General features: G+C 38.3%; 10 protein-coding genes. 5 read left to right on the forward strand and 5 right to left on the reverse strand.

What is annotated here, in order from left to right; genetic code table 11:
* Window positions 1–61 precede the first annotated feature (61 nt).
* On the reverse strand, window positions 62–3322 hold the full coding sequence (locus tag ACST15_RS05950; protein WP_459453775.1) for a SusC/RagA family TonB-linked outer membrane protein: 3261 nt from the start codon (window positions 3320–3322) through the stop codon (window positions 62–64).
* A 327-nt stretch (window positions 3323–3649) separates the two neighbouring features.
* Here ACST15_RS05950 and ACST15_RS05955 point away from each other — a divergent pair, with 327 nt between their 5' ends.
* On the forward strand, window positions 3650–4534 hold the full coding sequence (locus ACST15_RS05955; RefSeq protein WP_459453776.1) for a pirin family protein: 885 nt from the start codon (window positions 3650–3652) through the stop codon (window positions 4532–4534).
* A 3-nt stretch (window positions 4535–4537) separates the two neighbouring features.
* Window positions 4538–4933 (forward strand): OsmC family protein, encoded by a 396-nt coding sequence (locus tag ACST15_RS05960; RefSeq protein ID WP_459453777.1) that lies wholly within the window; start codon window positions 4538–4540, stop codon window positions 4931–4933.
* Here ACST15_RS05960 and ACST15_RS05965 read toward each other — a convergent pair.
* A complete protein-coding gene (locus ACST15_RS05965) occupies window positions 4930–5961 on the reverse strand; it encodes an exo-alpha-sialidase (RefSeq protein ID WP_459453778.1) in 1032 nt (343 codons plus the stop codon). The genes ACST15_RS05960 and ACST15_RS05965 overlap by 4 nt on opposite strands.
* A 124-nt stretch (window positions 5962–6085) precedes the next feature.
* Between ACST15_RS05965 and ACST15_RS05970 the strand changes: the two genes are divergently transcribed.
* From ACST15_RS05970 to ACST15_RS05980, 3 genes are read left to right on the forward strand one after another with little or no spacing between them, the layout of a single operon-like run.
* Window positions 6086–7372 carry a M20/M25/M40 family metallo-hydrolase gene (locus ACST15_RS05970; protein WP_459453779.1) on the forward strand — a complete coding sequence of 429 codons (1287 nt, stop codon included), beginning with the start codon at window positions 6086–6088 and terminating at the stop codon, window positions 7370–7372.
* Between the two features lie 24 nt (window positions 7373–7396).
* Window positions 7397–8107, forward strand: a complete 711-nt coding sequence (locus tag ACST15_RS05975) for a 6-phosphogluconolactonase (protein WP_459453780.1) — start codon at window positions 7397–7399, stop codon at window positions 8105–8107.
* A gap of 53 nt (window positions 8108–8160) precedes the next feature.
* On the forward strand, window positions 8161–9141 hold the full coding sequence (locus tag ACST15_RS05980; RefSeq protein ID WP_459453781.1) for a sterol desaturase family protein: 981 nt from the start codon (window positions 8161–8163) through the stop codon (window positions 9139–9141).
* Window positions 9142–9153: 12 nt separating this feature from the next.
* On the opposite strand, the gene ACST15_RS05985 is transcribed toward ACST15_RS05980, so the two are convergent.
* From ACST15_RS05985 to ACST15_RS05995, 3 genes are all read right to left on the reverse strand, one after another.
* On the reverse strand, window positions 9154–9660 hold the full coding sequence (locus ACST15_RS05985) for a hypothetical protein (protein WP_459453782.1): 507 nt from the start codon (window positions 9658–9660) through the stop codon (window positions 9154–9156).
* Between the two features lie 57 nt (window positions 9661–9717).
* Window positions 9718–11529 (reverse strand): glycoside hydrolase family 2 protein, encoded by a 1812-nt coding sequence (locus ACST15_RS05990; RefSeq protein WP_459453783.1) that lies wholly within the window; start codon window positions 11527–11529, stop codon window positions 9718–9720.
* Window positions 11530–11607: 78 nt separating this feature from the next.
* Window positions 11608–12837 carry an AraC family transcriptional regulator gene (locus tag ACST15_RS05995; protein WP_459453784.1) on the reverse strand — a complete coding sequence of 410 codons (1230 nt, stop codon included), beginning with the start codon at window positions 12835–12837 and terminating at the stop codon, window positions 11608–11610.

The raw sequence follows: 12837 nt of genomic DNA on the forward strand, positions 1-12837 counted from the left end.
ATCTTAAATTAAAATTTTAGGTTGCTTTACGGGCAGAGAATATTTTTTAAATCCTTGCTCATTAAAATGTAATAGATAAACCAAGTGTTACACTTTTCATCAATGGATAGTTATACCCATCACCTGAGTTTCCTCCAGGAGAGAATACTTGATCAGATGCTACGGCATTTTCAACATCTATATCACGAGTAATATTAAATAGCGGTGAAGCTGTCCAAATGTTTTCAGCTGAAACATATACTCGGGCAGCGGAAGAACCAATTTTGGACGCAATCTGATTGGGTAAATTATAGCCAATTTGGATATTTTTTAAACGGATATAACGCACATCCTGCATGTATTTGGTTTGAGGAGCGGATAAAGTTCCATTGGCATTACTAGCGATACGAGAAACATATCTTGGGAAGTAACCATTGACATTATCTTCTTTCCAAATATTACCTAATTGGCTTTTTGGAATATCTCCATAGGGTCTATTGTATTGCCCCCAGAATAAATTGGCCTCTCTACTTGGGTACCAATCTTGCTGTCCTACACCTTGGAAAAAGGCTGAGAAAAAGAAGTTTTTCCAATCAGCACCTAACATGATTCCATAGGTATAACGTGGTGTAGAATTTCCGATGATGGATCTGTCTCCTGGGTTACTTACCCGACTGGTACCAGGGGTAATTCTACCATCACCATTGGAATCAACAAATTTGATATCTCCTGGAAACCACAATCCACTGTTGGCACTTCGGAATAAATCTTGTTTAGCGCTTTTAGCAACATCATCTGCCGAAGTAAAATATCCAGCAGTGGTATAGCCCCAAATTTCGCCCAGTACTTGTCCTTCATAATAATCACTTAATAACTTTTGAGGATTATTGTACTTTTTTATAGTAGCTGTATAATCAGAAAGGGTTAAGCGAACATTGAACTTTAGAGGACTTGATCCCACATTGACTTGGTCATTATAGGATAGCAACATTTCCCAGCCTTTGGTTTCTAAGTCAGCATAGTTTCCTTTCGGGGCCGTTGCTCCAAATACCGCAGGCAAAGTTAAACCTACAGTAAACATATCGGTTGTCGTTCTAATATACGCGTCCGCATTAAAATGCAAGCGGTTATTTAACATAGATAAGTCTATTCCAACGTTTTTTGTCGTAGCTGTTTCCCAAGTTAAGCCTTCTGGAATCACGGTGGGATTCGTGGTAAACTGAGGTCTTTGGCCGTTTAAAACTAAACCAGATTGGGCGATATTAAATTGTTCCAAATAGGCATAGGAATTGATATTTCCATTTCCCAATGAACCATAGGAAGCTCTTAATTTTAAGTCTGTTATTAGTTTCTCAGGTACATTCCAAAATGCTTCTTTAGATAATCTCCATCCTAAGGAATAGGAAGGGAAGAAGGCGAATCGTTGATTACTAGGAAATTTAGAAGAGCCATCATATCGAGCATTCACTTCCAATAAATAACGGTCTTTAAATGAGTAATTTAAGCGGGAGAATCCCCCCATGATTTTCCATACTTCCCAGCCTCCACTTGTTACGATGGATTGACCTAAGGCCAAATTTATATCATTCGCTCCTTCAAAAATCAAACCATTTCGTTGGGCAGATAATCGCTTAAATCTAGATTCTTCGTAGTTATAACCTGCCATCACTTTTACATAGTGATCTTCATGAAAGGTATTTTCATATTCTGTATACAGGTTAGTTGTCATGTAATTCGTTTCCCTGTAGACGTCATTGATGAAATTGGTGGTCGTTCCCACATAGGAAATAACGCCTGGTTTTACGCTATATGGAACGGGTACTGCTTTGGTTCTATCGTTATTGTCAGTCGTTTGAATCGTAACATCACCTTTCACACGTAATTTGTTTTTGAAGAAATCAGCGGCAAAACCCGTCGTGTTTCTGAAAACACGCTTGTCGTTGTCAATTCCATTTTTTCCATAATAGAAATCCCCAATACTATAAGCTGCGGAAAACGATATAGTTCCATCTGGATTCAACATGGGTGACATGGGGTGACCCTCATCGGCTATATTTCTCCAAATACCGCCTCCTTCTCCCACATTGAGTGGGTTATGGTATTTCATGTTAGAGAATTGTGTAAAGTTGGTCACTTTTAACCAAGGATACAGTTGTACACTCCCTTTACCAGAAAAATTCAACATTTGATAGTCGTCTGAATTATATCTGAATAAACCATCCTGACCAAAATAGCGACCAGTTAATAAGTAACTCGCTTTATCGCTACTTCCTGAGATACTTAGGTTATGTTCTTTAGACGCAGTAGATTTTTTATATAAATGACCATAGTAATCTGTACTACCATAATAGACATATTCCCCTGTTACCGGATCAATCTCATAATCAGGTAAGCCGCCAACCTCTTTTCTTCGTTTAAATTCATTCAAGTAAGCCTGCGAGAATTTCATGGTTTTATTCACATTTTGAGGAAAACTACCTTGAAAGTTGACAAAGGACTCGGCAAACATGGAGGCAAAAGTGTAACCATCAGTTACCAAATCAGGTACAGCAATAGGGTTCTTTAAGGAATAATTTGAAGAATAAGTAACCGATGTTTTACCTTTAGTCGGATTTTTGGTAGTAATTAATACAACCCCAAATACGCCTCTAGCACCATAAATTGAAGCAGATGCTGCATCTTTTAATAAGGTAATGGTGGCAATATCGTTCGGATTTAAAAGGCTAGGGTCCCCTTCTACGTTATCTATTAACACTAAAGCATTGCCTCCCTGACCAATGGATGTGGTACCACGTATATTAAAACTAGGGGCTTGATTAGGTTTACCATCTCCCATTTTGATATTTAAATTGGGCATAACACCTTGAAGACCCTGATTTAAATTGGTTAATGGCCTATTATCAAATACCTCACTACTAACTTGATCTACTGCTCCAGTTAAATTGGCCTTTTTCTGGCTACCATATCCCACCACCACGACTTCAGTCAATAATTTGGTATCAACTTTTAATTTGATGGTGATATTAGTTTGACTTCCTACTTCTAATTCCTGAGGAATATAACCAACAAAAGAAAATGCAAGTATCGATTTGTCACTATCGACATTGATTTTGAAATTTCCATTGATGTCAGTGGTCGTTCCACGTGTGCTACCTTTTTGGGTAACGGAAACTCCCGGAATAGGAGCGCCGTTTTCTTCAGTAACTTTTCCAGAAACTGATTTTTCAAACAGGGGTGCTGCCACTGCCCAAGACGAGTGGACGGCTCCACAAATTAGGGCAAAAGAGAGAATACACATTCTCAGGTATGAGACAGCGGGTCTCATGGTCTGATTTTTTTTCATAAAGTTTAATTATTAGGTTGATTAGTTTTCCCTACCTCTGAAGATAAAAGAGGGGGGCTTAGAAATTTTGGTTAATTTTTTGGTGTAATTACTAGACCCAAATTACATAATAATAGTAAAAAAAAAAGAATTAGTTGGATAAATTTATTTTTGTGCATCATCTTGGTTAAGGTTTTCACAAAAGTGCCTTCGGAATTTAACTTGATGTTTTGGCATCTATTAAATTTCTATAAAATTAGCTCTAGGCTTGCGTCTAATTTTCTTCATCTAGATTAAGTTTTATTCCTCAAGAAAGCCTGTAAATTCGTTCTATAAATATTGGATTCTATGTCAAATATTCAATTAATTATCGAGGAGAGAGCTGCCAGTATTGGTCAATTTATGGTGGGTCGTTTATTGCCATTTAGGCAAAAAAGGATGATAGGTCCATTTTCTTTCATTGACCACATGGGTCCAACCAAGTTGAGTGAACGAGAGAATTTAGATGTGTTAGCTCATCCACACATTGGTTTATCTACTTTGACCTATCTATTTGAAGGAAGCATCATGCACCGAGATTCCCTAGGTTCAGCTTTAGAAATAAAACCGGGAGAGGTAAATTGGATGACGGCAGGAAGGGGGATTGTTCATTCGGAAAAAACGCCCGAGTATTTGAGGCATTCCGACAAAATATTGCATGGATTACAAATTTGGGTGGCTTTGCCTAAAGAATTGGAGCAGATGGAACCCTCATTTGTTCATGTAGCTAAGGAGCATTTACCTACTTGGCAAGAAGGGAATACCCGATTTACCTTGATTGCAGGAAAAGCGTTTGGGAGAGAATCTGCGGTTCCTGTGTATAGCCCGCTTTATATGATAGAGGTTAAAAGTCAAGAAAAAACAGTGCTTTCTCTGGAGGATCAGCTTTATGGTGAATCTGGCATTTATATTTTAGAGGGTGCCCTGACTGATGATGAAAATACCTTTGGTCCCAAGCAATTGCTGGTAGCTAAAGACCAAAGCTTATGTACATTTACCATGGAGGCTCATACAACCATTTATATTTTTGGTGGAGAGCCATTTCCAGAAGAGCGATATATCAATTGGAATTTTGTTTCCAGCGATAAAGCCTTGATAGAAAAAGCCAAGGAAGATTGGAAAAATCAGCGCTTTGATAAAATTAAAGGAGAGGAAAATGAGTTTGTTCCATATCCTAGTTTAACGAATAAATAAGTTATGGGGAAAATCAGATCAAATAGTGGACCAGCTCCATTTCAAGTAGAAATTCATAGTGATTCTGGGAATCAAATACTAGCCGATGAGCCTCTGGAACTGGGTGGAGGCAATTTGGGTTTTTCACCCGATGAGTTAGTTAGAGCGGCCTTAGCAGCCTGTACTACGGCTACTTTGCAGATGTATGCCAACCGTAAAGGCTGGGATTTAAAAGAAGTGAATTTAGAAATAGATATGGTTTGGGATAAGGAGCTCAGCAAAACCACCATTCATCGAAATATTCAGTTGTCAGGGAATTTGGATGAAGCACAAAGGGAAAGATTGTTGAGCATAGCTAATATGTGTCCAATTCATAAAGTATACAGTCACCCCATTGAAATCATTTCTAATCTCAGTTAATCCTCTAGTAATTGTCCCAAAATCTGACCTTTGTTTTCCCAAACGAGGAAGGCCTGATGGGCATTGAGGGCTTTCATTATTGGAAAACGACCAGGGCCTAAGGGCTTACTTATTCCAGTAGCATTCGACTGCAAAACAATTTGTCCCAAATGGCTCCAAATCATCCATTGACCTGAGGATAAAATGGCCGTGGAGGCATTTTTACCGGGACCCAGTAATTTTTCCTCTCCTTTGGTGCCTGAAATGTAGAGGTTTTCTGCTCTTCGCCAAACAGTGGCTATTTCACCTTGGGCTGTCCAGCTAAGACTGCCGCCATCCATCGGGCAAGCCTCCAAAACCCAAGTGCCCTGCCCTAATTTCTTTGCTGGACCATAGCTTTTCCCTCCGTTTTTTGATTCAATCACATACATATCCCTAGAACCTTTTAACCAATTCCGAAACATAATAGCAATATGTTGGTCTTTCATGATGATATTAGGTTGACAGCATTCGCAAATACTGTTTTCTGGAGAGTTATAAACGAGTTGGTTTTTTTGCCATGATTTGCCCCCATCTTGGGAGCTGCTCGACATCAATTTGTTTTTATTGTTCCCCCGTAAATCCAACCAAATGACCGTAAACTGATTCTGGTTGGCAGCGATGGCATTAAAACCTTCCTTGGCAACTTCGGGAACATCATTAACTTGATTTTTTAACCAAGTCCCATTTTCGGTTTTTCTAAAAGCATAGACATTTCCTGCCCTATCGATGGCCGTAATGATGGTTTGTGATATTGAACTGGCAATTCTAGGTCCTCGAGAGGCTCCTAAGTGTAATCCTACTAAAGAATCAACCAAACTAGGCTCTGAAAAATGCTGCCCTTGATCCGAAGAAAAGGAATAATAAATCTTATTTTTTTGACCAAAAACCAATTCTATTTTTCCTGATGACCCTAGGCAAAAATCGGCTTGTTGGCCAGGTGTGTTAAACAAAGAAGCTTGTGCTACCAGAAGTGGGCTTATTAATAAACAAAGGAAGATTTTAAGCATGATATTACAGGGGGGAATTTGACAAAGAAAATTCAATTACAGTAAAATCGCTAATTTGGACAGAATGATTGATATTATTTTAATACTTTTAAAGCTTGAAATTTAGTGTAAATCAACCATCTATATGAGAAAAACCTATTTAATACTCGTCGGACTAATCTGTTCTTTTTCCGTTTTGGGGCAATCGATTGACAAAATCATCAACGTGAAAGAAGTGGAGCGTATCGAGCGCTATTTAGCTTCAGATGAATTGGCCGGAAGAAAACCATTTACACCAGGAATAGAATTGGCTGCAACTTTTATTTCAAAGGAATTTGCCCAAACGAAATTAAAGCCTTGGGGTAAGTCCGCTTCTTATTTGCAAACTTTTCAGGTCTATAAGCCTAGCTTGAAGTCATTAAAAGCGACAGTCAATGGAGAGAATTTTGATGCCAAAAAAGTCGTGGTGATTGGTAAAGAGACAAAGACTCAAATTCGAGAAAGTTCAGCTTATGCTCAGGCAACAATAGCCAAAGGGGAAAATTTCTTTCAGTCGGCTTATCGATTTATATCGGGTAAAACTCCTACGGTGGTATGGGTAGATGAGGAATTTGCAGCCATGTTTGCCCGTTTGAGTAACCGTAATCTGCTAAGAGTGAGCCAAGTAAATGTAGCCTTTATTTTATCAAATAAAGCAGCAAGTACCTTCCATATTGAAGTTGAAAATGAAGTTACGCCCATGCCTTTAAGTAATGTAGTCGGTATCATTCCAGGTAAATCTTTGGCGCATGAATATGTTATCTTTTCAGGTCATTATGATCATTTGGGAGTGATGTCAAACCGTGCGGTAAAAGGAGATTCTATTTACAATGGGGCAAACGATGATGCTGCTGGCACCACGGGTATGATGATGCTAGCCAAGTATTTTAAGAAATGGAATAAAAATGAGAGAACCTTAGTGTTTGCAGCTTTTACTGCGGAAGAAAGTGGTGGATATGGGGCGTCCTATTTTTCTGAGCAGTTTGATCCAGCTTCCGTAAAAGCCATGTTTAATTTGGAAATGATTGGTACGGAAAGTAAATGGGGTAAAAATAGTGCTTACATAACAGGTTTTGAGAAGACGGATATGGGGGCTATTTTGCAGAAAAATTTGGAAGGAACGGGTTTTACATTTCATCCAGATCCTTATACCGATCAAAATTTATTTTACCGATCAGACAATGCCACCTTGGCTAGGTTAGGTGTTCCTGCTCATACGATTTCCACTTCTAAAATGGACAGTGAGCCTAATTACCATAAGCCAAGTGATCAAATTGAAACCTTGGATTTGGAGAACATGACGGCCATCATTAAATCGATCGCTTTAAGTGCCCAAACCATTATTTCTGGGAAAGATACGCCCAGTCGTGTGGATACTTCCCAATTGAAATAGAACCTTGAAACAGCTCATAAGTTTATGAAAATTACCTACGTAAAGAACTATGCCGAATTGAGTGAACTAGCTAGTCAAAGCATCATTCATTCAGTCAAAGAGAAACCTGATTTGTTATTTTGTGCTGCCACCGGTGGATCTCCCACTGGAATGTATGCGCGTATGCATCAGGCCCATGTGGCTAATCCAAGCTTGTTTTCTTCCATGAGAACCATTAAAATGGATGAATGGGGTATAATTCCCTCAGAGCATCCAGATTCGTGTGAAAGTTATTTAAAAAAGCATTTATTAGGACCGCTGAATATTTCAGATGACCGATATATTAGTTTTGATACAAACCTTCCAAATTATCAAGCTGAATGTGATCGGGTTCAAGCCATCATTGAGCAAGAAGGACCCATGGACATTTGTATCTTGGGATTAGGGAAAAATGGCCATATCGCATTTAATGAACCAGGAGAATATTTGCAAGCGCCTTTTCATAAGGCTAAGCTAGCTGAGTCAACCATCCAGCATGATCCTGCATTATCAAAGGGTGCAGAACCAGCTTTTGGTCTTTGTGTGGGGATGGAGGGTATTTTGCAATCAAAGAAAATCATTTTCTTGATTACGGGGAAAGGGAAGCAGGATGCTTTTAATTCAATCATGGAGAAAAAAATTACGACGAGCTGTCCGGCTACATTCCTATGGATGCACCCTCATGTAGAGTGTTATGTGGACCAAGAAGCTATTTAAAAATTTAATACTAATTCACTTGCTGGTGAATCAACCTGTTTAATAAAATACATATGGAAATATTACAAGCCATTGGAGATTGGATCGTAGGATTTTTTGGATTTGATGATTTATGGGAATTTCTACAAGAGAAAACCTTCGCTGATTTTTTAAGCTATGAGGGAATAAAAGTTTTAATAAGACCTTTATTTCCAATCGCCCTAGTACTAGAATTAGTGCGGGGTTTAATTTTCAAAAGCTTTGGTTTGTCAAACTACAAGATTCCCTTTTTTAGTTACCTGCTGAATGCTTTCATTGGAAAATATTTATCCTTGGGGATGACGGTTATATGCATTGGTTTTTTTGAACCCAAGGCATTATTTCAAGTATCATTTACTTGGTATTGGTTTGTTTATGGTTACATCATCTGGGAATTTGCCCATTTTATTTATCATTATTTAGCGCATAAGGTTCGGTTATTTTGGTGTTTACATTCAACGCACCATGCACCAGAAAATATGAATTTGGCGGTTTCTTATGCTCATTTTTTCTTGGAGGGGCCTTATGCTGATATCATTCGAGCTAGTATATGTATTTTGGCAGGACTTCCCCCAGCCATGCTTTTTGCCATCATGTTCATTGATGGAACTTGGGGTGCTTTTATACATATTGGAGATCATTGGATTAAAGATGCTCGCCTAGGCAAATTGGGTAATTATATGCTCAGTCCTTCGCATCACCGGGTACATCATGCTCGAAATGTACAGTACATGGATACTAATTTTTGTAATTTATTAAACATTTGGGATCGAGTTTTTAAGACCTATCAACCCGAATTAGATGATGTCAAGGTAGAGTATGGGATTACCCGAGAGATGAAGCCCAATCATTTTTTAGATGCCTATTTTGGAGAAATTGTCGCCTTGGCTAGGGATGTCTATCATGCGCCAGGACTATGGAATAAGTTGTTATACATTTTTATGCCCCCAGGTTGGAGCCATACGGGGCAGCATAAAACAGCATCAGCTATGAAGAAAGCAGCTGGAATAAGTTAATCCAGAGAGAGACTAAGCCTCTTTGTTCCGTAAAAATAAAGTAGGTAAAGAGACTAAAATATATATCATATTGATGCCAATAATGGCGAATTTAACTCCTACAAGCTTATTGGTTAAGGAGTAAATCCAAGTGGATGTTAAGCCTCCCAGGGAAATGATCATCCCTATATTCTCTAGGATATCACATAAGAAGGCAAGCAATGCCGCATTTCTTAAAAGTAATCCTATTTGCTGGACAAGTTTACTCCTATGTCTATGAGCTAATAGCGCTAAAGTAAGCCGAAAAAAATAGGTGTAAACAGGTATGTAGAGAAAGTCAAGCGCTAAATTCCATCGAAGAGTTTGGAGGTCCCACTGACTAAGTATCTTTTGAAATACCTCAGCCGAAGGAGCAAACTCCAAGTGGATAATCCCCATGGGTGTAAAGCTATTTTTTAGGGCAGCTCCTTGCCATTGCATGAGGTAACTAAAGCCAAGCAAAAGGGCAAAGCTGAATACCCATTTTTGATTTAGTTTCATGGTATGATGAGTTTAAAGAACCCATGGAAATACTCCATGGGTTCTTAGATATCCAGGTTATTTCAATGTTTCTCGAATCTCGATATTGGCCTGGCGGATTTTATCTTCAAGTAGCTTGATGACCTTTCTATCATAGGTCATTAAACCATTTACTTCAATTTCTACATCGGTGGTTTGCGTATAAACCGCGGCTGAATAACCGAAAGGGATTAATTTTTTCAATTTTTCTGCCAGGTCAACATACGCTTTCGTGGCCTCTTCGCTTGTTTTATATTGTACATATCCCCAATTCCGATTTGATTCCCACAGGTGTTGGTCTAGGGCTAAACCTATACCACCATATTCTCCTAAGACATTCACCCGCTTGGAATCAAATAAGCCCATTTTAGGATCAGGATAATTATGCATGTCCAGCATGTCACCTACATCATAATGATTTCCTCCACTTGCAGGATTGACTAATCGAGATGGATCGTAGTTTTTTGTCCATTCTACCACCTCTGGTGTTTTAAATTGTCCCCATGCTTCATTAAATGGTACCCAAACCACTATACTTGGATTAGAATAGCTTAGGTCCATAATTTCTTTCCACTCCTTCATGAAGTTTTCTTCAGAGGCTTTTGAACGAATGAATTCCTTATCGTTGAAATAATTTCTGGTTACCCATTTCGGATCCTTATCGCCACTTGGCATATCTTGCCATACTAAAATTCCCTCACGATCACAGTGCGTATACCATCTGGCAGGTTCCACTTTGACGTGCTTGCGAATCATGTTGTAACCTAAATCCTTGGTCTTTTTAATGTCATACAAGAGCGCTTCATCCGTTGGTGCAGTATATAATCCATCTGGCCACCAACCCTGATCCAAGGGACCTAATTGAAATACATTTTTATTATTTAACTGAAGTCGGTGTATCCCATTAGCATCAATTTTCGTGGATATTTTACGCATCCCTACATAACTTTTCAATTTATCCTTAACTAAACCATTGCGTAAAACGGAAACTTCTAAATCATAAAGAAAGGGAGACTCTGGGCTCCATAATTTGGCATCCGGAATGGCCACCAAAACTTCTTGTCCGAGGGCAGCCTTTCCTGAAGAAACTAGTTTACCTTGATCTAAGACTTTTACTTCGATGATATCCGTGGGATTAGCTCCTTCTATTTTGGATTGAACGCTGATATTTCCTCCGTCTATGTTAGGCACCGTTTTTAATTGACTGATAAATGTTGATTCTACAGGCTCTAACCAAACCGTTTGCCATATTCCAGTTACGGGAGTATACCAAATTCCCCTAGGGTTGTTCACTTGTTTACCCCTAGGTTGAAAACCTAAATCACTCGGGTCCCAAACCTTGACCACCACTTTTTGTTCTTTATCTTTTTGCAAAAAGGCGGTAATGTCAAAACTAAATGGGGTATAACCTCCTTGATGGGTCCCTACCTTGATGTCATTGACCCACACATCTGCTTTCCAATCTACTGCACCAAAATGTAGGATGATATTTTTATTTTTCCAGGTGCTTGGAACCATAAAGGTGCGATGGTACCAAAGTTCTTTTTGATCTCCCACCGTTTTTTGAACCCCGGATAAACTAGACTCTGCAGCAAATGGGACTAAAATTTTGCCCTCAAATTGACTTGGGATATTACTCCCTTTGTTGAGAATGGCATAATCCCATAAGCCATTTAGGTTTTGCCATTGATCACGGACCATTTGTGGTCTTGGATATTCAGGAAGAGTATTATTGGGATCTACTTTATCTGCCCAGGGGCTTTTGATTTTATTTCCTGCAGGTTTCCATGCTTGCGCATTTACGGAGAAGACTTGCATAGCCATCAGGGCTAGAACGAATAGGTTTTTCATGTTAAGGTATAGATTTGAAAAACCTAAGTTATTAAAAAGCTCGTGTACTCGGCTTTTTATAAAAACATATTGATGGAATTAAGCAATTTTTTGTTGTTCTGACCATACTTTAGGTGTACAACCTTCAATTTCTTTAAACGCTTGGAAAAAGCTGTTTTTGGATGTGAAACCGGCTTCTTTCATTAATCCCTCCAAAGAATAGCGCTTTTCCTTATCCTTTAATATAAGTTCTTTTACGTATTCAATGCGGTATTTGTTTTTTATGGTTGGGAATGGAGTATTCAAAATTTTGTTAAAACAAAAGGAGACATGATGCTGGGGAATATTTAGGGTGACCACAATATCTCGGATAGAAAAGCGAGGATTCAAATAGGGTTTCTCATTTTCAATGTACTTCATGATGATATCCGATAATTCAAAAAATGAATCGTCTACCTCTTGTTCCATTTTATCGGAAGTATTTTTTTTCTTTTTAGATTGGATAAGTTCTAGTTCTTCTAAAGTTAATTTTGGTATACCATATAATACCCTTGGAAATAGCAAGATTAGCAAAGGCATGACAAAGGCGAACATGATTAGGATACGGTAATAGGGTAGATATTCATTTAAGTTACTGAAGTCTCTTTCTGGACTAAAAAGAACGATGAAATTAGATGAAAGTAAAATGCTGGCAATAAAAGTATTGAAAGCCACAAAAATGATGAGCCATTGAAAGGTAATGCGTCTTTGAATTTCATAGGAATCGTTGGATTTTGGGTTATGAGTCCATGCTGCATTAATTAATAACATGATCATCATCCAAGCATACAAGACATACAAGAAATTACGAATAAAATCATTGACTAGATTGGAGGTAAGCAAATGAATTTGATTGAGATAAAGCTCTCCTGGTTGGTTGAGAATTTTAATAACCAATGCCATTTTTTCTTGGTACGGTTTTAAAAAATAAGGAATCAGCCCAATCAGCATATAAATACTGGGAAGTAGGTGCCAAACATCTTTTTTGGATAGACCTTCTTGGTCAGTTACGGTGTTACGGACATATATATATGCTGCTGGTCCAATCAAAAAAAACAATGGGGAGAAGTGCCCATATAATATGGCTAAAAGCCAGGGTAATTGTTCATCGTAAGTGAACAAATAGTATAATAGACTGATTATACCAATCAAAAAGTAAAATATGGAAAGGAAAATAATGCCTCTATTCTTCTTATAGTTAAAATAAGCGATGATAATCGAAAATAGAAGTGATAGAAATGGTAAGGTTAAGAACATGGTTGCTAGAACTAAACTAACAAAGTAATTCAT

Source organism: Aquirufa sp. Wall-65K1 (assembly GCF_054558475.1).

Bases quoted from the DNA above. Each gene is read 5' to 3' on its own strand.
- ACST15_RS05950 (WP_459453775.1), bottom strand. From the start codon at position 3,322: ATGAAAAAAAATCAGACCATGAGACCCGCTGTCTCATACCTGAGAATG.
- ACST15_RS05955 (WP_459453776.1), top strand. From the start codon at position 3,650: ATGTCAAATATTCAATTAATTATCGAGGAGAGAGCTGCCAGTATTGGT.
- ACST15_RS05960 (WP_459453777.1), top strand. From the start codon at position 4,538: ATGGGGAAAATCAGATCAAATAGTGGACCAGCTCCATTTCAAGTAGAA.
- ACST15_RS05965 (WP_459453778.1), bottom strand. From the start codon at position 5,961: ATGCTTAAAATCTTCCTTTGTTTATTAATAAGCCCACTTCTGGTAGCA.
- ACST15_RS05970 (WP_459453779.1), top strand. From the start codon at position 6,086: ATGAGAAAAACCTATTTAATACTCGTCGGACTAATCTGTTCTTTTTCC.
- ACST15_RS05975 (WP_459453780.1), top strand. From the start codon at position 7,397: ATGAAAATTACCTACGTAAAGAACTATGCCGAATTGAGTGAACTAGCT.
- ACST15_RS05980 (WP_459453781.1), top strand. From the start codon at position 8,161: ATGGAAATATTACAAGCCATTGGAGATTGGATCGTAGGATTTTTTGGA.
- ACST15_RS05985 (WP_459453782.1), bottom strand. From the start codon at position 9,660: ATGAAACTAAATCAAAAATGGGTATTCAGCTTTGCCCTTTTGCTTGGC.
- ACST15_RS05990 (WP_459453783.1), bottom strand. From the start codon at position 11,529: ATGAAAAACCTATTCGTTCTAGCCCTGATGGCTATGCAAGTCTTCTCC.
- ACST15_RS05995 (WP_459453784.1), bottom strand. From the start codon at position 12,837: ATGAATTACTTTGTTAGTTTAGTTCTAGCAACCATGTTCTTAACCTTA.